Source organism: Nocardioides nitrophenolicus (assembly GCF_016907515.1).
Lineage (GTDB): Bacteria > Actinomycetota > Actinomycetes > Propionibacteriales > Nocardioidaceae > Nocardioides > Nocardioides nitrophenolicus.
This window is the reverse complement of the sequence record NZ_JAFBBY010000001.1, coordinates 2295574-2315906: the sequence shown is the minus strand read 5'-3', so window position 1 is coordinate 2315906 and position 20333 is coordinate 2295574. Positions and strand designations below refer to the sequence as shown.

The window sequence follows — 20333 nt, the reverse complement described above, 5'->3', positions numbered from 1 at the left end:
GCCCAGTTCTACTTCCTGGACCGGGAGCGCGCGCTGGCGACCGCGCGCGGGCTCCGGGCTCGGCCGAGCGCGACGACCCCCGCGACGAGTACGTCGTCGGGCAGGTCCAGCAGCCGGCCCCACGCGCCGTCGTCGTAGCCCATCACCGGGCAGGCGGCCAGGCCCAGCGCGGTCGCGACGAGGAGGACGTTCTGCAGGGCCGTGCCGGCATCGAGGTGCAGGGTCCGGTAGTGGCGCGGGGGATAGCGGGCCAGCGAGCCGCCGACGTCGATGGCGAGAGCCAGCCAGGCGGGTGCCCGGTGGGCGAACGGCGGCTGGTCCAGGGCCTCCGCCAGGTACCCGGTGGGATCGCCGTGTCGCACCTCGACCAGGCTCGGCAGGGGGAGTCGGAGGTCCGCGCGGTGGACGCCGGCGGGGAGCTCGCCCGCGCCGCGCACGACCAGATGGGGGAGCACCGAGACCAGGCCGCCGGCCCGCGGCGCGGTGCCGACGCCGAGCCGGAGCAGCGCGGCGAGGTCGGCCAGCGCGGGCTGCTCCTCGCCGAAGGCGTAGCGCGAGCGCCGGGCCGTCAGCGCGTCGGCGAGGGAGACGTCGAGCCGCCCCGACGCCGGCAGCGGATGGGTGTCGCCCGCGGCTCGCGGGGGCAGCAGCCCCGGCCCGGGGGTCCGGGGCACGGCCGTCCGGTTGAGGGCGCCGTGGACCGCGCGGACCAGCGCGAGGCCGGTGTCGAGGCCGGTGTTGAGGCCGCTCATCGGGCGACGAACAGCGGCCGGCCGCTGACCGGGTCGGTGAGCACCCGGGCCTCGACGTCGAAGACCGTGGCGAGCGTGTCCTCGGTCAGCACCTGCTCCGGCGTCCCGTCCGCGAGCACCCGTCCGGCGCGGAGCGCGATCACGCGGTCGGCGTACCTCGCCGCCTGGTTGAGGTCGTGCAGCACCATGACGACGGTCATCGCGTGCTCGTCGCGGAGCCGACGCACCAGCCGCATCAGGTCGATCTGATGGCGTACGTCGAGATAGGTCGTCGGCTCGTCGAGCAGCAGGATTCCGGTCTCCTGGGCGAGGGTCATCGCGATCCAGGCCCGCTGCCGCTCGCCGCCCGAGAGGCTGCCGAGGGCACGGTCCGCGAGCGCGGTCAGGCCGGTCAGCGCGAGCGCGCGCCGGACGGGCATGTCGTCGTCCGTCCGGCGCAGCATCGCCCACGGCCCGCGCTGGGGATAGCGACCCTGCTCGACCAGCTCGCGCACGGTGGCGCCGGCGGGTGCCGTCGCGGTCTGCGGCAGCACGCCGAGCCGGCGGGCGATCTCGCGCGAGCCGTGGTCGGCGTAGGGGCGCCCGTCGAGCCGGAGCTCACCGGCCAGGCGTGGGAGCACCCGGGCGAGGGTCATCAGCAGCGTCGACTTGCCTGATCCGTTGGGGCCGACGAGCGCGGTGACGGAGCCGTCGGTGAGCTCCAGGTCCAGGCCGGGCACGACCACCCGGCGGCCGTGACCGGCGTCGAGGCCGCGGGCGGCGAGGGCGGGTGGGGTGGTCATGGGCGGCTCTCCCTGCGGATGAGACTGATCAGGACGGGTGCGCCGAGGAGGGCGGTCACGGCGCCGACCGGAACCCCCGAGACGTCGGGCGCGACGCCGGGCAGCCGGATCGTGACCGAGAACGCGACCAGGTCGGCGAGGCTGAGCAGGAGGGCGCCGAGGACGGCGCTGACCGGCACCAGCCGCCGGTGGTCGGCGCCGACCCAGAGCCGGGCGACGTGCGGTGCGACCAGGCCCACGAAGGCGACCGCGCCGGCCGCGGCGATCGCCGCCGCGGCGGCGCCGACGGCGACCAGCAGCACCACGGCGACCAGCGGCCGGGCGCGCAGGCCGAGGCCGACCGCGACGGCGTCGCCCAGCGCCCACGCGTTGAGTCGCGAGGCGAGCAGCCAGGCGACGGGGAGGAGCACCGCGACCCAAGGCCACAACAGGGCCCAGTCGTGGGGCGTGCGGGCGTTGAGGGAGCCGACCAGCCAGCGCAGCACCACGCCGATCGGTGCCGAGTCGACCACGAGCAGCAGGGAGGTCATCGCGGCGAGCACGGCGCCGAGCAGCACGCCCGCCACCGCGAGGGAGCGGCGCCCGACGGCGTAGAGGACGGCGCCGGTGGCGAGTGCCCCGACGAGGGCTGCGGGATAGGCGAGCGGACGGCCTGGCCACAGCACCAGTGCGGCGGTGACCGCGAGTGCTGCGCCGGCGCCCACGCCGGTGGTCGCCGGCTCGGCGAGCGGGTTGCGCACGACGGCCTGGACCAGGACGCCGGACACCGCGAGCAGCGCGCCCGCGCCCAGGCCCACGAGGACCCGCGGCAGCCGGTAGTCGAGCACGATCACCTCGTAGACCGGCTCGCTGGCCCGGCCGACCAGGGCGCGCAGCACCTCGCCCGGGGGCAGCTCGGAGCGGCCGACCAGCAGGTGGGCGAGCACGAGCAGCAGCCCGGCGAGGAGACCGCCCGCGACCACCGCGCCGGCGCGCCGGGTCGTCGTACGGCCGGTCATCGGGGCCGTCCGGTGGGCCGCAGCAGGAGCAGGGCCGGTACGCCGACCAGGGTGGTCACGATGCCGACGGGCACCTCGACCGGGTACAGCAGGCGCCGCGCCCCGAGGTCGGCCGCCATGAGCAGCAGGCCGCCGACGGCCAGGGTCGGCGCCAGCGCCCGGCGGGTGCTGGCGCTGCCGGTCAGGCGTCGCGCGAGGTGCGGGGCGAGCAGGGCCACCCACGCGACCGGCCCGCAGGCCGAGGCCACCGCCGCCGCGAGCAGGGCGGCGGTGCCGACGGCGAGCACGCGGGTCCGCGCCACCGCGACGCCGAGCCCGGCCGCCACCTCGTCGCCGAGGGTGAGCGCCTCGACCCGGCGCCGGATCAGCCAGGCGACCAGGATGCCGGCCGCGACCAGCGGTGCCACGGTCGCCACGTGGGACCAGCCGCGCGCGGCCAGGCTGCCCATCAGGTACCGGAAGAGGACCACGACATTGCCCTGGGTGCCGAGCCCGACCACGGCGACGACCAGGCCGCCGCACGCCGCGGACACGGCGGCGCCGACGAGCACCACGTGGTCCGGGGCGCGGGTACGGCCCATCGCGAGGAGCACGCCGGCGCCCGCGACGAGCGCGCCCGCGAGCGCGAGCCACGGCTGGAGGGCGAGCGGCACCCCGAGGCCGAGCACCACGATCGTGGCGACCACGACGGCCGCGCCGGAGGAGACGCCGAGCAGCTCGGGGCCGGCGATCGGGTTGCGCAGCGCGTCCTGGAGCAGCAGCCCGCTGAGGCCGAGACCACCGCCCGCGACCGCGCCGAGCACGGCGCGCGGCAGCCGCACCTCGCCGACCGTGACCCGCTGCGGATGGTCCGGGTCGAGCAGCGCGGCGACGGCGGTCCCGGGCGCGAGCACCGGGTGCCCGACGCACAGCGCGGCGAGCAGGCAGCCCGCGGCCGCGAGGCCGAGGGCGGTGAGGACGACCGCGGGGGAGGACCGTGGGACCGCCGTCGCGATCGAGTTGGGAATGATTATCATTTCGATTCCATCGTTCACCACAGGAGTTCCCATGCGCAAGCCCACCGCCCTCGCCGCCCTCGTCCCCGCCGCCCTCGTGGCCGCCGCGACGCTCACCGCCTGCGGGGCGTCCGACGCCGACGACGGCGGCTCCCGGCGCTCGGCCGGGCAGTCGATCACCGTCACCGACGACACCGGCGCCACCATCACCCTCGACGCGCCGGCCCAGCGCGTCGCCTGTCTCACGATGATCTGCGTCGACGCGCTGACCGAGGTCGGCATCGCGCCGGTCGCCTACCGCGACGCGCTCGCCCGCGACGAGCGCTACGCCGGCCCGGACGCCGACATGCGCGAGATCACCGGCGGCTTCGGCGAGGAGAACGTCGAGGACATCGCCCTCGCCACGCCGGACCTGGTGATCGGCCTGGCCGGCGTCCAGGACGGGCTGCGGCCGGCGGTCGAGGCGCACGCGCCGCTCGTCCTGGTCGACCCGCGCTCGTGGCAGGACTCGGTCGCCTTCCTGCGCACGGTCGGCGAGCTCACCGGCACCGAGGAGCGGGCGGCGGAGCGCGCGGACGCGTTCACCGAGCGGGTCGAGGCCGCCGCGGCGACGCGCAGCGGGCTGACGACGCTGTCGATGTACGGCGAGCCGGGCAGTCTCGGGGTCGACTCGGTCGAGACGCCGGTCGGCTCGCTGCTGGCCGAGGTGAGCGACTACCCCTGGCCCGCGGCCGGTGACCCGTTCGCCAGCGTCGCGGTCGAGCAGATCGCCGAGGTCGACCCGGACCTGGTCTTCGCGCAGGCGTTCTCGGCGTCCACGGACACCGAGCCGCTGGGTGAGCGGCTGGCGTCCGACCCGGTGTGGGCGCGGCTGACGGCGGCTCGCGAGGGCCGGGTCGTCGAGGTCGAGGCCCCGGTCTGGGCGACCGGCCGCGGCACCATCTCGCTCGGCCTGGTCCTCGACACGGTTCTCGAGAATCTCGGCGAGAGCAGTTGAGAATGATTCTCACTATCGGATACGGTCCGTCCGCACCCCCGATCCGCGGGGTGCGTCCCATCCCCCAGAGGAGAAACCGATGAACGAGTTCTTCACCCCGATCGGCCAGCGGGCCCAGCTCTCGACCCACAGCGCCGGCCACAGCAACGCCCTCGTCGAGAACCCCTTCGACGAGGTCGAGGCCACCGAGGGCGACTGACCCGTGCCACCGGTCGGCCCCCGCGCGTCCCGGGCGCGTGGGGGCCGACCCCGGAACGAGATCCCGATGAACCCGACCCCTCCCGCCGCCTCCGACGCCCGCCCGGCGTCCGCCCGCCTGCGCGCCGACGTCGCTCTCTACGCCACCGCCGACGGACATGTCCTGCGTGCCGGCGACGACTACCACCACGTCGCGCTCGCCGGTGCCGAGCTCGACGACCTCCTCACCGCCCTCGTCCGCGACCGCCCGCCGGCGACCCCCGTGGCCCGTGCCGCGCTCGACGCCCTGGTGGGCGCCGGTCTCGCCGACCCGCGGCCGCCCCGGATCGCTGTCGCGGGGACCGGCGTCCTCGCCACCGCCCTGCGCGCCGCTCTCCGGCGGATGGGGGTCGAGCCCGGGCCCGGCGGCGCCGCGGTCGTGGCGCTCGACGACGCCGCCCTCCCGGTGGACCTGCCGGCGGGGACCCGCGCCTGCTGGCGGGCCGGTCATCGGGTCCTCCTGTCGCCGCCGGGCGTCCCCGCCGTCGAGGTCGCGGCCCGGCACCACGCAGCGACGGTGCACCGGGCGAGCGATCGCCGGGTCGCGCCCCGCGACGCGACCTCCGGCGTCCGCTCCGCCGCCCCGCCGCTCGCCGGGCCCGGGCTCGAGCTCGCCGCCGTCCAGGTCGCGGCCGAGCTGCTGCGGCCCGCACCCGCCCCCGACGAGGCGGTGGTCGTCGACCTGGTCGCGCTGAGCGTGTCGCGGCACCCGGTCCTGCCCGTGCCGCCCGCGCCCCGATGAGGGAGCTCCGCGCGTCCGTCGGCGGCCTGGCCACCCGGGTCTGGCTGCCGGTGCCGCCGCCTCGGGCGGTCCTCGTCGTCCGCACGCCCTACGGCGCCGCCGGGCACGCCGCCGAGGCGCGAGGCTGGACGGCCCACGGCATCGGCCTCGTCGTGCAGGACGTCCGCGGTCGCCACGAGTCGCCCGGCGCCTTCGTCCCGTACGCCGAGGAGCACGGCACCGACGGGCCCGACCTGCTCGGCTGGGTGCGTTCGTGGGCCGACGCCCCGGTCGTCCTGATGGGCACGTCGTACGGCGCGTACGCGGCGCTGGCGACCGCGGTCCGGGCGCCGGTCGAGGGCGTCGTCGTCGCGGTCCCGGCGCTCGGCCTCGGCGAGACCGCGCGTACCCGTGGCGGCGTGCTCCAGCTCGCCTCGCGGCTCGGCTGGTGGCTGGCCCACGACGTCCGACGCCCGTGGGCGGAGGTGGTCACCGCCCGGCGCCGTGACGCGGAGCGGGCCGCGGCCGTCGCCGCGCTCGACTGCCCGCTGCTGGCGATCGGCGGCACCGACGACTACTTCGCCCACGACGTCGTCGACCTGTGGTCGGCCTGGGGCGGCCCGGCGCGGCTCGTCCTGGGACCGTGGGACCACGGTCTGGCCGGGGCCGCCCGGGCCCGGCGGATCCTGGGCTGGCTCGACGCGGTGCTCGACGGGCGGCCGCCCCGCGGCGCCACCCTGGTCGACCGGTCCGGCGGCCGCCACGAGGGAGCGCCGCCGATGGCCGAGGTCCGGCTCGCGGCCCGGCCCGGGGTGTCCTGGTGCGCGTCGCTGGCCGTCCGTCGTCCGGACGGCAGCACCCGCGAGATAGCCCACGGCGCCGCCTTCGGGAGCCGTCTCACCCTCGGCCCGGTGCTGCTGGCCCCGGCCGAGCGCACCGCGCTCGAGCTCCGGGTCACCGCCGACGACTTCCCCCGCTACGCCCGATCCCCCCACCCGCCGGGCCCGGTCCCGGACCATCACCTGGAGCTGAGCCCATGACCTCCGCGAGCGTCGAGAGCCTCGTCGACCCCCACTTCGGCATCGTCACCGGCCTGCACCCGGTCGAGCGGCTGGCCGGCCTGCCCCCGGCGTACGTCGGCATCACGGCCGAGGTCGCCGACTCGCGGGTCCACGGCAACTGGCCCAGCGACCGGGTCTCGCTCGGCACCACCTTCGGCGACCCCGACGGTGCCCGGATCGCCGCGATCGGCGAGGCGGTCGAGCGCTACTGCGGCAACTACGTGCCCGCGGGCCTGGTCCGGGCGAGCGCGCGCGAGCTGGCCGACGCCGGGCATCGACTGCTCGGCCCCCGGGACCTCTCCTTCTTCGCCGACTGGCAGCACGAGCGCGCCGGGTTCCCGTTCACGCGCTTCACCGAGGACGTCGAGATCGCCTGGGTCGAGGGACGCGGCGACGACGGGCCGGTCCTGGTGCCGGCGTCCTGGGCGCACCTCAACTGGCGCACCGGCTCGCGTCGTCGTGATCCGTTCCTGCACCACGTCAACTACGCGGGGATCGCCACCGGCCAGGGCGTCGCCGACGCCACCCGGCGCGGGCTGCTGGAGCTGGTCGAGCGCGACGCGCTCTCGCTGTGGTGGCATCTCGGGGCCGACGCGCCCGGCATCGACCCGGCGTCGGTGCCCGGCCTACTCGACCACCTCGCCGGGTCCCGGCTCGAGCCGCACCTGCTGGCCCTGCCCTCCTGGTTCGGCGTCCCGGTGGTCGCCGCGGTCGTCCACGACCCGGTGACCGGGATCGTGGCGGGCGGCTTCTCCGCCAAGCTCGACCCGGCCGAGACCGCGCTCAAGGCCACCCTCGAGGCGATCCACAGCTGGGTGTTCACCCAGGGCCTGCTCGACGCCGACGGCTGGGTCTTCGACGCCGTGGCGGCCGGGATCCTGTCGGAGGGGCTGTACCTGCCGCACCGCCCCGGGCGCGACTACCTGGCGGTGGCCGGCCCCCAGTGCGCCGCCGTGCGCGACCTCGGCGCCCAGGCGCAGGTCTGGCTGGACCCGGCCGTGCAGCGCGCGCTGCTGCCTCGGTTCACCGCACCCGCCGCCACCGTCGGGATCGACGACCTCCCCGTCGGCACCGAGGCCGGGCTCCGCGCGGCGCTGGCCGCCGGCGGCCACGAGGTGGTGGTCTGCGAGCTCACCACACCCGATGTCGCCCGCACGCCGCTGCGCGTGGTCCGGGTCTGCGCGCGCGGCCTGGTCCCGAACGCTCCCGCCGGCTTCCCGTACTACGGGCTGCCACGCTGGACGGAGGTCGGCGGCCGGCCGCCGACGCCCGAGAGCCTGCTCCTGCTGCCCCCGCCCAGCCTGTGACCGCCTCGGCACTGGCGGACCCGACGTACCGCCGGTTCCTGGTCGCCCGGGCGGTCGCGATGACGGGCAACGCGCTCACCCTGGTGGCCCTCCCGATCCTCGTCTACCGGCTCACCGGCAGCGCCACCCTCACCGCGCTCGTCGCGGCGGCCGAGACCGCGCCGTACCTGGTGTTCGGCCTGCCCGCCGGCGCGCTCGCCGACCGCTGGAACCGCCGCCGGGTGCTCGTCGTCAGCGGGTCGCTCAGCGGACTCGCGCTGCTCACGGTGCCCGTGGCCGACCTGCTCGGCGCGCTGACCTTCGCGCACGTGCTCGTCGTCGCGGGGCTGGTGTCCAGCCTGTTCGTGTTCGCCGACGCGGCCTCCTTCGGCCTGGTGCCGCAGCTGGTCGGCCGCGACCGGGTCGCCTCGGCGACGTCGGCACTGGTCACCACGGGCACCGCCATCGGCCTGGTCGGGCCGCTCCTCGCCGGCCTGCTCGTCACCGCGACCTCCCCGGCACTCGCGCTCGGCATCGACGGGCTCGGCTACCTCGCCGCCGCGGGCGTCGTCGCCCGGCTGCGTTGGCCGGGCAGCGAGACCACGCCGGACGTCGTCGCGGGGCGCCGGCTGCGGACCGAGGTCGCCGAGGGACTGCGCTACCTCTGGGCGGCGCCCGTGGTCCGCTGGCTGACCGTGCTCGGCACCGGCGCCAGCCTCGCCGGCGGCGCGGTCTCGGGACTGCTCGTCGTGGTCGGTGTCGAGCAGCTCGGCCTCGACGTCGACTCCCCGGCGCTGGGCTGGCTGTTCGCCGCCGGGGCGGTGGGCACCCTGCTCGCGAGCCTCGCGCTGCCCCGGCTGCAGCGGCGCGCCGGCGTCGGCGTCATCACGACGACGGGGTACGCCGTCGCCCTGGCCGCGCTGCTCGCGCTGTCCGCGAGCACCACCCTGCTCCTCGCCCTGCCGCTGCTCGTCGTCCTCCAGCTGGCGATGACGACGCTCATCGTGAACGGGATCGTCACCCGCCAGGTGGTCACCCCGGACCACCTCCAGTCCCGGGTCAACACCACGGCCCGGCTCATCGCCTGGGGCGGCAGCCCCCTCGGCGCGGCGCTCGCGGGCGTGGTCGCGGGCGCCGCCGGCACGGAGTGGGCGCTGCGACTCGCCTCGGGCGGCCTGGTGTGCAGCCTGGTGGGCGCGGTCGTCGTCGGCGTACCCCGGTTCGGCCGGCTCGACGACCTCCGCGTGGAGGCGCCCGGGTGAGCCCTGCGTGATCCCGTGAGGTGCGTGAGCCCGTGAGACGGAGTTGACGAGACGAAATCTCCCGGCACCGCACGCCGAAACCGCCGCCGCCCAGGCTCGGAGCAGAGCCCGACCCACGACCCTGCCCCAGGAGCCCGCGATGACCCTCACCGCACCCGTGACCACGCCCAGCCTCCTCCGGAGGAAGGGCAGGTGGATCGACGACTGGCGTCCCGAGGACCCCGAGTTCTGGGAGGAGACCGGCGCCCCGATCGCCCGGCGCAACCTGCTCTGGTCGATCTTCGCCGAGCACCTCGGGTTCTCGGTGTGGCTGATCTGGAGCGTGAGCTCGGCCTTCCTGCTGGCGCAGGGCTTCGCCTTCACCCCGCAGCAGCTGTTCTTCCTGGTCGCGATCCCCAACCTGGTCGGCGCCCTGATCCGGGTGCCCTACACCCTCGCGGTCGGGAGGTTCGGCGGGCGCAACTGGACCATGATCAGCGCCGGCCTGCTGCTGGTGCCGACGCTGAGCTTCGCCTACGCGGTCACCCAGCCCGGCACGCCGTACGCCGTGTTCTGCGTGATCGCCGCGACGGCCGGGTTCGGCGGCGGCAACTTCGCCAGCTCGATGGCGAACATCAACTTCTTCTACCCCGCCCGGCTCAAGGGCGCGGCGCTCGGCCTCAACGCCGCGGGCGGCAACCTGGGGGTGGCGATCATCCAGCTGTTCCTGCCGGTGCTCGTCGGCGGGGCGGGCATCTTCGGGCTGGTCCGGGCGAGTGAGGGTGGGATCCACCTGGAGCGGGCCGCGTTCGTCTACGCCGCCCTGGCCGTCGTCGCGGTGCTCGCCGCCTGGTTCCGGATGGACAACCTCTCCAACGCGCGCACCGACACCCGCCAGCAGCTCGGCGTGCTCCGGCACCGCCACACCTGGGTGATGTCCCTGCTCTACATCGGCACCTTCGGCTCGTTCATCGGCTACTCCGCCGCCATGCCGCTGCTGATCAAGCTCAACTTCTGGCACCAGGCCGGTCCGCAGGCGCCGGGCACCGGCATCAACTTCGCCTACTACGCCTTCCTCGGCGCGCTGGTCGGCTCGGTGACCCGCCCGCTGGGCGGCCACCTCGCGGACCGCTTCGGCGGGGCCCGGGTCACCGTCGCCGCCTTCGCCGGCCTGGTGCTCGGCACCCTCGGCATCCTCGGCACGCTCGCGATGCTGACCCCGATCCCCACCGCGGCCGGCCCGGCGCAGACCGCGGCGGTCGACGCCAACGCCGGGGTGTTCCCGCTGTTCCTGGGCGTCTTCCTCGTGGTCTTCGCCTGCACCGGCATCGGCAACGGCTCGACGTACAAGATGATCCCGGCGATCCACCGCACCGACGCCGTCCTCGCCACCGCGGACGGCAGCCCCGAGCGCGAGCTGGCCCTCCTCGACGGCACCAAGCGCTCCTCGGCCGCCGTCGGGATCATCGGCGCGGTCGGCGCGATCGGAGGCTTCTTGATCCCGATCACGTTCAACAGCCCCTGGGTCAGCGAGCCGCTCGCCGCGACCAAGAGCGCCTTCGCCGTCTTCGCCGGGTTCTACGTCGTGTGCCTCGCCGTGACCTGGGCGGTCTACCGCCGCCGCGGCCGGACCTACGCCGACGCCGGGATCTGAGCCCCGTCTGGTGGAATGGGTGGATGCGCGCTCTCGGCCTCGCCCTCCTCCTCGCCCTGCTCCTCGGCCTGCAGCCGGTCTCGCCGGCCCCGGCCGGCGCCGCTGCCGCCGCCGGGCCGCTCCCGTCAGCGGCCCAGTGGCAGGCCGACGTCCGGGCGGTCTACGCCAAGAAGCGCCCGGGCGCCTACCTCACCGAGCGGGCGGCGAGCGGGCAGAAGCGGCTGGCGATCGTGCTCGACATCGACAACACCTCGCTCGCCACCCACTACTCCTGGCCCCAGCCGATCAAGCGCACGCTGAAGCTCACCCGGAAGGCACAGAGCCGGGGCATGTCGGTCGTCTTCGTCACCGGTCGCTTCGAGGACAGTCTCGCCAACGTGACGAAGGCCCTCGACGCCGCCGGCTACCACCACGACGGGATCTGCGGGCGCCGGCACGGCGAGGCCCTCGCCGACGGCAAGCAGCGCTGCCGGGCGCAGTACGCCGACCAGGGGCTGACCTTCGTGCTCAACGTCGGCAACCGCTCGACCGACTTCGTCGGCGGTGACTACGAGCGCAGGCTCAAGCTGCCCAGCTACGGCGGCGCGCTCAGCTGAGCTCGCGGCCCGGGTCGGTCGTCGTACCCGGCAGACGGGTCGCCGATCGGTCGATCCACGACCCGAACGCCGGGTACGACGCACGGACCGGCTCGGCGACGAGCCGCCCCGCTCAGATGACCCCGAGCGCCAGCATCGCGTCGGCGACCTGGATGAAGCCCGCGATGTTGGCGCCCGCGACGTAGTTGCCGGGAGCGCCGTAGGTCTCGGCGGTCTCCAGGCAGCGGGCGTGGATGCCGACCATGATCTCCTCGAGCCGCGCCTCGGTGTGGGCGAAGCTCCACGAGTCGCGGGAGGCGTTCTGCTGCATCTCCAGCGCGCTGGTCGCCACGCCACCGGCGTTGGCGGCCTTGCCCGGGGCGAAGGCGACGCCGGCGTCGGCGAAGACCTTCACCGCCTCGGGGGTGCAGGGCATGTTGGCGCCCTCGGCGACGACGGTGCAGCCGTTGCGGACGAGGGTGAGGGCGTCGTCGCCGTCGAGCTCGTTCTGGGTGGCGCAGGGGAGCGCGATGTCGCAGGCGACGTCCCAGACGCGGCCGTCGGCGACGAAGCGCGCGGACTCCCGCGCCTCGGCGTACGACGACAGCCGCTCGCGGCGCACCTCCTTGACCTCCTTCAGCAGGTCGAGGTCGAGGCCCTTCTCGTCGACGACGTACCCGCTCGAGTCGGAGCAGGCCACGACGGTCGCGCCGAGCTCGATCGCCTTCTCGGCGGCGTAGATCGCGACGTTGCCGGAGCCGGAGACGATGACGGTCTTGCCCTCGAAGGAGCTGCCGCGCGCCTTGAGGATCTCGTTGGCGAAGTAGACGGTGCCGTAGCCGGTGGCCTCGGTGCGGACCAGGGAGCCGCCCCAGCCGATGCCCTTGCCGGTCAGCACGCCGGACTCGTAGCGGTTGGTGATCCGCTTGTACTGCCCGAACAGGTAGCCGATCTCGCGGCCGCCGACGCCGATGTCGCCGGCCGGGACGTCGGTGTACTCACCGATGTGGCGGTACAGCTCGGTCATGAACGACTGGCAGAAGCGCATGACCTCGGCGTCGCTGCGGCCCTTCGGGTCGAAGTCCGAGCCGCCCTTGCCGCCGCCGATGGGCATGCCGGTGAGCGCGTTCTTGAAGATCTGCTCGAAGCCGAGGAACTTGACGATGCCGAGGTAGACCGACGGGTGGAAGCGCAGGCCGCCCTTGTAGGGCCCGAGCGCGGAGTTGAACTCCACCCGGAAGCCGCGGTTGAGCTGCACCTGACCGGCGTCGTCGACCCACGGCACCCGGAAGATGATCTGTCGCTCCGGCTCGCACACCCGGCGGATGATCGCGGCGTCGGTGTACTCGGGGTGGCGGGCGACGACCGGACCCAGGCTGTCGAGCAGCTCGCGCGTCGCCTGGTGGAACTCGGCCTCGCCGGGGTTCCGGGCCAGGATCTCGTCGAAGACCGGCTGCAGGGTCGGGTTCAGGTCGTTCACGGGGGCACTCCTCCATACGCGTCGGGAGACGCCCCGTGATCGTGGTGGGGCCTCTCCGAGAAGCTCCCACCGTCTCATCCCGGCGACGGTACGCCGGACGCGGGGGCGGGCGGTGAGACCGTGAGCACCCGTTGACGCCGACGTCCTCCGCCCGGTGCCGGCGCGCAACGCGGATCGCCTGCAATGGAGCCCATGACCGCTCCGGCCGCCACGCCGACCCACTGCCCGTACTGCAGCCTGCAGTGCGGCATGCAGATCTCCCGCACCGGCCGGGCCGGCATCGAGATCGGCGCCTGGCCGGAGTTCCCGGTCAACGAGGGCGCGCTGTGCCGCAAGGGCTGGACGGCGGCCGGGCTGTGGGGGAGCCGGGAGCGGTTGACCACGCCCCTGGTCCGGGACCGGGTGAGCGGAGAGCTGCGCGCCGTCGGGTGGGACGACGCCCTCGACCTGGTGGCCGAGCGGATCGTGGAGCTCCAGGACGCCCACGGCAAGGACGCCGTCGCGGTGTTCGGTGGCGGCGGGCTCACCAACGAGAAGGCCTACCAGCTCGGGAAGTTCGCGCGCGTCGCCCTCGGCACCAGCCAGATCGACTACAACGGCCGCTGGTGCATGAGCTCGGCGGCCAGCGCCGCCAACCAGGCGTTCGGGATCGACCGTGGCCTGCCCTTCCCGCTCGCCGACGTCGAGCACGCCGACGTCGTGGTCCTGGTCGGCTCCAACCTCGCCGAGACCATGCCGCCCGCCGCGCGCCACCTCGACCGGCTCCGCGAGCGCGGCGGCCGGCTCGTCGTGGTCGACCCGCGCCGCACTCCCACCGCGGAGCGCGCGGATCTGCTCCTCCAGCCGGTCCCCGGCACCGACCTGGCCCTCGCCCTGGGCGTGCTGCACCTGCTCGACGCGCGGGGCGCGGTCGACGAGGCCTATGTCGCCGAGCGGACCACCGGCTTCGACGACGTACGACGGGCCGCGGCCGCGTGGTGGCCCGAGCGTGTCGAGCGGACCACCGGCGTCGCGACCGACGAGCTGCACGCCCTCGTCGCGCTGCTCACCGGCGCTCCCCGGGTGATGGTGCTGACCGCGCGCGGTGCGGAGCAGCATGCCCAGGGCACCGCCACCGTGCTCGGCTGGATCGACGTCGCCCTCGCGCTGGGCCTGCCCGGCCGGCCGTACGCCGGATACGGCTGCCTGACCGGTCAGGGCAACGGGCAGGGCGGGCGCGAGCACGGGCAGAAGGCCGACCAGCTGCCCGGCTACCGGATGATCGACGATCCCGCCGCCCGCGCCCACGTGGCCGCGGTCTGGGGCGTCGCGCCGGACTCGCTGCCGGGGAAGGGGAGGTCGGCCTACGAGCTGCTCGACTCGCTGGGCAGGGACGACGGCCCGAAGGCGCTGCTCGTCCACGGCTCCAACATCGTCGTGAGCGCGCCCAACGCCACTCGGGTCACCCGGCGCCTGGAGGCGCTCGACCTGCTGGTCGTGTGCGATCTCGTGATGTCGGAGACCGCCGCGCTCGCCGACGTGGTGCTTCCGGTGACCCAGTGGGCCGAGGAGACCGGCACCCTGACCAACCTGGAGGGACGGGTGATCCTGCGGCGACGGGCCGTCTCCCCGCCCGAGGGGGTGCGCGGCGACCTCGACGTGATCGCCGGGCTCGCCGCCCGCCTCGGCTGTGCCGCGCCCTTCCCCACCGACCCCGAGGAGGTCTTCGCCGAGCTCGGGCGCGCGTCCGCCGGTGGCCGTGCGGACTACGCCGGCATCTCCTACGACCGGATCGCCCGCGAGAACGGGGTGTTCTGGCCCTGTCCCGCCCCCGACCACCCCGGCACCCCACGCCTGTTCGCCGACTCCTTCGCCACCCCCGACGGCCGGGCCCGCTTCGTGGTCCCCGAGTACGCCGGGCCCGCGGAGCCGCCCGACCCGGCGTACCCGCTGCACCTGACGACCGGCCGGGTGCTCGCCCAGTACCAGTCCGGCGCGCAGACCCGCCGGATCCGCGCGCTCACGGACGACGGCCCCTTCGTCGAGCTGCACCCCATGCTCGCCGACCGGATCGGCGCCGTCGATGGCGAGCCGATCCTGGTCCGGACCCGCCGCGGCGAGCTGAGGGCCCCGGCGCGGGTGGTCGCCAGCATCCGCCCGGACACCGTCTTCGTGCCCTTCCACTGGGTCGGCGCCAACCGACTGACGAACGACGCGCTGGACCCGGCGAGCCGGATGCCGGAGTTCAAGGTGTGTGCGGCGGAGGTGCTGGTGCCGGTCCCCGAGCCGGCCTGAGCAGCCCGGCTCACACGGTGCGGACGCAGGAGCACTGCGCGGCCGCAAGCGTGCCCTCCGCGGCCTCGGCGTCCGACCACGGCGGCGGGGCGCCGACCGGGACCGGCTCGCGGGTCCAGAGCACCCGCGCCGCGACGGCGCCGCCGGCCGCGAGGACGAGGAGGATCGACCAGGCGGGGGTCAGGCCGAGGCTGGTGCCGACCCAGCCGGCGACCGGGTAGGTGACCAGCCAGGCCAGGTGCGACAGCGAGAACTGGGCGGCGAACAGCTTGGGCAAGGCCTCCGGGGTCGCCGAACGGCGCACCACCCGGCCGGTCGGGGTCACGATGAGGGCCATGCCGCCGCCGACCGCGACCCAGATCGAGGCGGCGAGCGCCCACGAGGTCGTCCCGCTCGCGGTCATCGCCAGCGCCGCCGTGACCGCGGCGACCAGGACGGCCGCACCGGTCATCATCACGGTGCGGTCCGCGACCCGGTCGAGGACCCGGGGCAGGGCCACGGCGACGAGCAGGGTGCCGCCGCCCGAGGCGGCCAGCATCCAGGCGACGGCGGCCTGGCCGCCTCCCAGCACGTCGCGCACGTAGTTGACGGTGTTGACCACCACGATCGCGCCGGCTGAGGCCACGACCAGGTTGAGCGCCATGACCCCGCGCAGCTGAGGTGTGCGGGCGAAGGTCTGGATGCCCGACGCGACGCGCTGCCAGGGGCCCGCGGTGGTCGTCGGGCGCGCGTTCGGGATCGCGGTGGACAGGACCAGGACGGCGGAGGCGGCGAAGCCCAGCGAGGTGCCGAGGAACAGCCGGTCGAAGGACAGGAAGGTGAGCGCCACGGCCGCGAGCACCGGGCTGAGCAGGCTCTCCATCGTGTAGGCGACCTGGGACGCCGAGAGCGCCCGCGTGTACTGGGCCTCCTCGGTGACGATGTCGGGGATGACCGCCTGGAAGGTCGGGGTGAACGCCGCGGACGCCGACTGCAGCAGGGCGATCAGCACGTAGATGTGCCAGACCTCGTCGACGAAGGGCAGGGCGAGGACCACGCCGGCGCGGACGAGGTCGAGGACCGCCAGGAAGAGCCGGCGGGGGAGCCGGTCGACGAAGGCCGCGGCGAGCGGCGCGATCACGACGTAGAGCACCATCTTGATGGTGAGCGCGGTGCCGAGGACCGCACCGGCGTCCCTGCCCGCCAGGTCGTAGGCGAGGAGGCCGAGCGCGACGGTCGCCAGACCGGTCCCGAAGAGCGCGATGATCTGCGCGGCGAAGAGGCGGCGGAAGTCGCGGATCGCGAACAGGCTCACGACGGTCCCCTTTCAGCGAGGCGTTGTCCGGACTATACCCCTAGGGGGTATGAGTCCGACAAGCGCGCCGCCGTCCCGGATATTCCGGGTCGCCGCCCGTCGTGACGCAGGCGACTGCTACCGCGCCGGCGCGAGCAGCCCGGGATGGGCGGCGCGCAGCTCCTCGAGCCGCCACCGGGCGACCAGCACGGCGGCCTCACGCGCCACGTCGACGGTCATCTTCGACGCGCCCGCGACCCGCTCGCTGAACGTGATCGGGTGCTCGGTGACCCGCAGCCCGCGGCGCTCGGCGTGCCAGGTGTTCTCGACCTGGAAGGCGTAGCCGGTGGACTCGGTGCGCAGGACGTCGCAGCGCAGCAGCGCGCCGACCCGCCAGGCGCGGAAGCCGGACGTGGCGTCGTGGGTGCGCAGCCGGAGGGTACGGCGGGCGTAGGCGTTCGCGCCGACGGAGAGCACCCGGCGGCGCAGCGGCCAGCCCTCGGCACCGCCGCCGGGGACGTAGCGCGACCCGACGACGAGGTCGTGGTCGGCGAGCAGCGCCAGCATCGCGGGGATCTGCTCGACCGGGTGCGAGCCGTCGGCGTCGAGCTGGACGATGGCGTGGTAGCCGTCGTCGACGGCGTGCGCGAAGCCGGCGCGGTACGCCGCCCCGAGGCCGTCCTTCGCGACCCGGGTGACCAGGTGCACCCAGTCGCCGTGGCCGGGGTGCGCGCGGACCAGGTCGGCGGTGCCGTCGGGGCTGCTGTCGTCGACGACGAGGACGTCGAGGTGCGGCGCGCCGGGGCCGGAGCGCACGGCCGCCAGCCGGTCGAGCAGCGGCAGGATCGTGGCCGCCTCGTCGTACGTCGGCACGACCGCGACGCAGCGCAGGGACGCGGGGGCGGGCAGGAAGGTGCTCATCGTCGGCTCCAGACATGCAGGTCCCCGAAGGAGGCCTGCTCGCGGTAGTGGTGGTCGAAGTAGGTGGTCAGCTCGGGAGCGGGCGTGATCCCCCAGCTGGTGAGCCCGTCGCCGGTCACGACCACCCATTGCGGGGCGTCCGGCCCGGTCAGCACGGCCTGCAGCTCGCGCAGGTGGGGGTCGCGGACCCGGACGGGCAGGCTCCAGAGGTACGGGTACGGACTGTCGAGGCCCGCCGCCGCGACGATGTCGGGCCGTCCGAACGCCACGACGGCGCCGTCGCCCGGGGCGGCGTGGGCGCGCAGGTAGTCGGCGACCCGCGCGTCGCGGCCGATCGCGTCGTCGACGGGTACGGCGAGCTCATGGCTCCACGCGGTGAGGGTGCCGAGCACGGTGAGGGCGAGGCAGCCGGCCAGCGCGACCCGCCGCCAGCCGGCGGGCCGCACCAGGCTGGCGAGCAGCACCACGCCGGGAATCAGGCCGGTCAGGTAGTGCAGCCAGTAGCTGCCGCCGCCGGCGACGCCGAACAGCTCCCAGGCCACCATGGCGAGGGCGGCGACGCGCAGCGGTGCGGAGCGGGGGCCGCGCCGCCAGGCGGTCCGGGCGGCGAGGAAGCCGGTGACGAGCAGGGTCAGCGCGGCGCCGCTGGCGAGGAAGGCCATCAGCACGGCCACGAAGCGCTGCGACGTCGCGGGCGACGCGGACGAGCCGATCACCGCCGCGGCCTCGAGCCGGAAGGTGACGACGGCATCCCAGAGCTGGGTGGGCGCGGTCCCGAGCGCCGCCGCCGTACCGACGACGAGGGTGAGCGTGCCGAGCGCGCCGGCCGCGAAGGCCGCCGTACGTCGGAGCAGGTGGGGCACCCGGTCGCGAGAGAGGGGCAGCAGCACGGCGGCCAGCACGAAGACGTCGATCACGTTCTGCTTGATCAGCGCGGCACAGGCGGCGGCCACGCCCGCGCCACCGGCCACCAGCAGGGCCCGCCGACTCGCCGGTCCGGTCAGTGCTGTGACCAGGCCGAGCACGCCGACCAGCACGAACGGCACCGCGAGCACCTCGCCGTTGGTCTCCGGCATCCCGAGCAGCGGACTGGCGAGGAGCGCGGCCGCGAGCACGGGCGCGAGGTGCCCGGTCCAGTGCGACCTCCGCGGCGCGACCCGGGCGGCCAGCAGCCCGGCCAGCAGGACCGTCGCCGCACTCGCCAGCGCACCCAGCACGACGACGCCCGGCGCGAGCAGGCCGTCGGAGTGCAGGGTCACCGGCCCGAGCCCGGCGAGCCGGAACAGCCACAGCAGCAGGGGTGGCCGATCCACCCAGTAGTCGCCGTACAGCGAGCTGCCGGGCGACCACTGCCGGCTCAGCATCAGGAAGCCCGCGGCGTCGGACGCCAGCGGCACCCACAGGAAGGGCAGCCACGCGAGGAAGGCCACCGCGCCGGCGACGTACGTCGTACGCGTCGGGCGGGTCCGGGTCGCTGCGGGCTTCAGCACGCTCTCGACGCTAGGTCGGGCTTCATGAAGGGACAATGAAGGCGTGCGTCCGTGCGGCCGGTGAGGCCGTGAGGACTCGTTGACATCGGCGTGCGACGCGAGCGCCCGGCCGCGAAACCTCGGTGTCCTTCGATGGTCACATGACCTCCCGACCGCTCCCGGATCCGCGTCCGCGGCTGGTCGTGGTCGGCTCGGGCATGGCCGCGACCCGGCTGGTCGAGGAGCTGGTGGCCCGCGGTGCGCCCGACCGGATGGCCATCACCGTCCTCGGCGACGAGCCGGTCGCGCCGTACAACCGGATCCTGCTCTCCGCCGTCCTCGAGGGCACGCACCGCCCGGAGGCGCTCACGCTGCGCCACCCGCGGTGGTACGCCGACCACGGCGTCGACCTGCGCCTCGGCGCCCGGGTGCTGGGCATCGACCGGGAGCGCCGGGACGTGATGCTCGTCGACGGCACCCTGGTGGAGTACGACCGGCTGGTGCTCGCCACCGGCAGCATCCCGTCGCTCCCCCCGATCCGCGGCCTGGTGCGGGTGGACGGCTCGCTGCACGAGGCGGTGCACGCCTTCCGCTCGCTCGCGGACTGCGAGCGGCTGCTGCGCGCCCTGCCCGGCTCTCGACGTGCGGTCGTCGTCGGCGGCGGTCTGCTCGGCCTCCAGGTCGCCCGCGCCCTCGGCACCCGTGGCCTCGCGACCGAGGTCGTCGAGGGGGCCGACCACCTGCTCCACCAGCAGCTGAGCGCCCCGGCCGCCAGGATCCTCGCCCGGGACCTGAAGCGGCTTGGGGTCGCCGTCTACACCGGTGCCCGCGCGGTCCGCCTCGTCGAAGGGGCCGGCGGACCCGCGCTGCGCCTCGACAACGGCTTCACCCTCGACACCGACCTGGTCGTGCTCACCGCCGGCGGCCGGCCCTCGACCGCCCTTGCCCGCGGGGCCGGGCTCGCGGTGCGCCGCGGGATCGTGGTCGACGACCGGCTCGCCAGTGTCACCGATCCGGCCGTCCACGCGCTCGGCGACTGCGCCGAGCACGGCGGCCGCACCACCGGCTTCGTGCCGCCCGCGTGGGAGCAGGCGAGCGTCCTGGCCGGGCTTCTCTGCGGCGACACCCCGACGTACGACGGCGCCCGGGTCGTCGCCCGGCTGCGGGCCACCGACCTCGACGTCGCCGTCCTCGGGGACGCCGCGGCCGAGCTCGCCGCCGGCGGCGAGGTGGTCGAGGTCGCGAACCCGGTCGCGGGCTCGCACCGCCGCCTGGTGGTCCGTGACGGCCGGATCGTCGCGGCCACCTTGGTGGGCGACCTGTCCCGGGTCGGCCTGATCACCCAGCACTTCGACCGGCGCACCGTCCTCGGGCCGCACGAGCCGGGCGCGCTGCTCCTGCCCGAGCGGGCTCCCGGGGTCGGCAAGGCCCCGGCGCTGCCCGACGACGCCGAGGTGTGTGCCTGTGCCGGCGTCACCGCCGGCCGGATCCGGGCCTGCTCCTCGCTGGAGCAGGTCCGCGACACCACCCGCGCGACCACCGGCTGCGGTGGCTGCGCGAGCACCGTCCGCCAGCTGCTCAGCAGCCGTCCCGCCCTCGTCACGAAAGGCTCCTGAG

18 protein-coding genes are annotated in these 20333 nt (G+C 75.3%); 10 read left to right on the top strand and 8 right to left on the bottom strand.

The features are described 5' to 3' along the window. Positions 1 to 8: 8 nt before the first annotated feature. From JOD66_RS11350 to JOD66_RS11335, 4 genes are read right to left on the bottom strand one after another with little or no spacing between them, the layout of a single operon-like run. Positions 9 to 752: a nitroreductase family protein gene (locus JOD66_RS11350; RefSeq protein WP_204836986.1), complete on the bottom strand. Its 744-nt coding sequence runs from the start codon at positions 750 to 752 to the stop codon at positions 9 to 11. Next, positions 749 to 1534 (bottom strand): ABC transporter ATP-binding protein, encoded by a 786-nt coding sequence (locus JOD66_RS11345; protein WP_204836985.1) that lies wholly within the window; start codon positions 1532 to 1534, stop codon positions 749 to 751. The genes JOD66_RS11350 and JOD66_RS11345 overlap by 4 nt, the downstream gene beginning before the upstream one ends. Then, entirely contained in the window at positions 1531 to 2532 is a 1002-nt protein-coding gene (locus JOD66_RS11340; RefSeq protein WP_204836984.1) for a FecCD family ABC transporter permease, read from the bottom strand. Before JOD66_RS11340 ends, JOD66_RS11345 begins: the two co-directional genes overlap by 4 nt. Further along, positions 2529 to 3548, bottom strand: coding sequence for a FecCD family ABC transporter permease (locus tag JOD66_RS11335; RefSeq protein WP_204836983.1), 1020 nt, complete (start codon positions 3546 to 3548; stop codon positions 2529 to 2531). Before JOD66_RS11335 ends, JOD66_RS11340 begins: the two co-directional genes overlap by 4 nt. A 31-nt stretch (positions 3549 to 3579) precedes the next feature. On the opposite strand from JOD66_RS11335, the gene JOD66_RS11330 reads away from it, so the two are divergent. The 8 genes from JOD66_RS11330 (at position 3580) to JOD66_RS11300 (ending at position 11320) form a co-directional block, all read left to right on the top strand. Next, complete coding sequence (locus JOD66_RS11330; protein WP_204836982.1) at positions 3580 to 4524, top strand: ABC transporter substrate-binding protein; 945 nt, start codon at positions 3580 to 3582, stop codon at positions 4522 to 4524. A 79-nt stretch (positions 4525 to 4603) separates the two neighbouring features. Continuing rightward, a complete protein-coding gene (gene amiA / locus JOD66_RS29085) occupies positions 4604 to 4723 on the top strand; it encodes a streptamidine family RiPP (RefSeq protein WP_275579814.1) in 120 nt (39 codons plus the stop codon). A gap of 66 nt (positions 4724 to 4789) precedes the next feature. Further along, positions 4790 to 5503, top strand: coding sequence for a hypothetical protein (locus JOD66_RS11325; RefSeq protein WP_204836981.1), 714 nt, complete (start codon positions 4790 to 4792; stop codon positions 5501 to 5503). Then, on the top strand, positions 5500 to 6522 hold the full coding sequence (locus JOD66_RS11320; RefSeq protein ID WP_204836980.1) for a CocE/NonD family hydrolase: 1023 nt from the start codon (positions 5500 to 5502) through the stop codon (positions 6520 to 6522). Before JOD66_RS11325 ends, JOD66_RS11320 begins: the two co-directional genes overlap by 4 nt. Beyond that, complete coding sequence (locus JOD66_RS11315; protein WP_204836979.1) at positions 6519 to 7850, top strand: YcaO-like family protein; 1332 nt, start codon at positions 6519 to 6521, stop codon at positions 7848 to 7850. The genes JOD66_RS11320 and JOD66_RS11315 overlap by 4 nt, the downstream gene beginning before the upstream one ends. Then, positions 7847 to 9091 (top strand): MFS transporter, encoded by a 1245-nt coding sequence (locus tag JOD66_RS11310; RefSeq protein ID WP_204836974.1) that lies wholly within the window; start codon positions 7847 to 7849, stop codon positions 9089 to 9091. The genes JOD66_RS11315 and JOD66_RS11310 overlap by 4 nt, the downstream gene beginning before the upstream one ends. Positions 9092 to 9230: 139 nt before the next feature. Continuing rightward, on the top strand, positions 9231 to 10724 hold the full coding sequence (locus JOD66_RS11305) for an MFS transporter (RefSeq protein ID WP_204836973.1): 1494 nt from the start codon (positions 9231 to 9233) through the stop codon (positions 10722 to 10724). A 23-nt stretch (positions 10725 to 10747) separates the two neighbouring features. Further along, positions 10748 to 11320: an HAD family acid phosphatase gene (locus JOD66_RS11300; protein ID WP_204836972.1), complete on the top strand. Its 573-nt coding sequence runs from the start codon at positions 10748 to 10750 to the stop codon at positions 11318 to 11320. Between the two features lie 112 nt (positions 11321 to 11432). Here the strand turns inward: JOD66_RS11300 and gdhA are convergent, their stop codons facing one another. Then, the gene (gene gdhA / locus JOD66_RS11295) at positions 11433 to 12770 is read right to left on the bottom strand and encodes an NADP-specific glutamate dehydrogenase (protein WP_205126339.1); all 1338 of its coding nucleotides are present in this window, start codon (positions 12768 to 12770) and stop codon (positions 11433 to 11435) included. Between the two features lie 201 nt (positions 12771 to 12971). Between gdhA and JOD66_RS11290 the strand changes: the two genes are divergently transcribed. Further along, entirely contained in the window at positions 12972 to 15053 is a 2082-nt protein-coding gene (locus tag JOD66_RS11290) for a molybdopterin oxidoreductase family protein (RefSeq protein WP_204836970.1), read from the top strand. A gap of 10 nt (positions 15054 to 15063) precedes the next feature. Here the strand turns inward: JOD66_RS11290 and JOD66_RS11285 are convergent, their stop codons facing one another. The 3 genes from JOD66_RS11285 to JOD66_RS11275 all read right to left on the bottom strand — a co-directional run bounded on the left by JOD66_RS11285 (position 15064) and on the right by JOD66_RS11275 (position 18737). Continuing rightward, positions 15064 to 16347: an MFS transporter gene (locus JOD66_RS11285; protein ID WP_204836968.1), complete on the bottom strand. Its 1284-nt coding sequence runs from the start codon at positions 16345 to 16347 to the stop codon at positions 15064 to 15066. A 117-nt stretch (positions 16348 to 16464) separates the two neighbouring features. Further along, positions 16465 to 17247, bottom strand: a complete 783-nt coding sequence (locus tag JOD66_RS11280) for a polyprenol monophosphomannose synthase (RefSeq protein WP_204836966.1) — start codon at positions 17245 to 17247, stop codon at positions 16465 to 16467. Further along, complete coding sequence (locus tag JOD66_RS11275; protein ID WP_307823441.1) at positions 17244 to 18737, bottom strand: hypothetical protein; 1494 nt, start codon at positions 18735 to 18737, stop codon at positions 17244 to 17246. Before JOD66_RS11275 ends, JOD66_RS11280 begins: the two co-directional genes overlap by 4 nt. A 140-nt stretch (positions 18738 to 18877) precedes the next feature. Between JOD66_RS11275 and JOD66_RS11270 the strand changes: the two genes are divergently transcribed. After that, entirely contained in the window at positions 18878 to 20332 is a 1455-nt protein-coding gene (locus tag JOD66_RS11270; protein ID WP_204836964.1) for an FAD-dependent oxidoreductase, read from the top strand. Position 20333 lies beyond the last annotated feature (1 nt).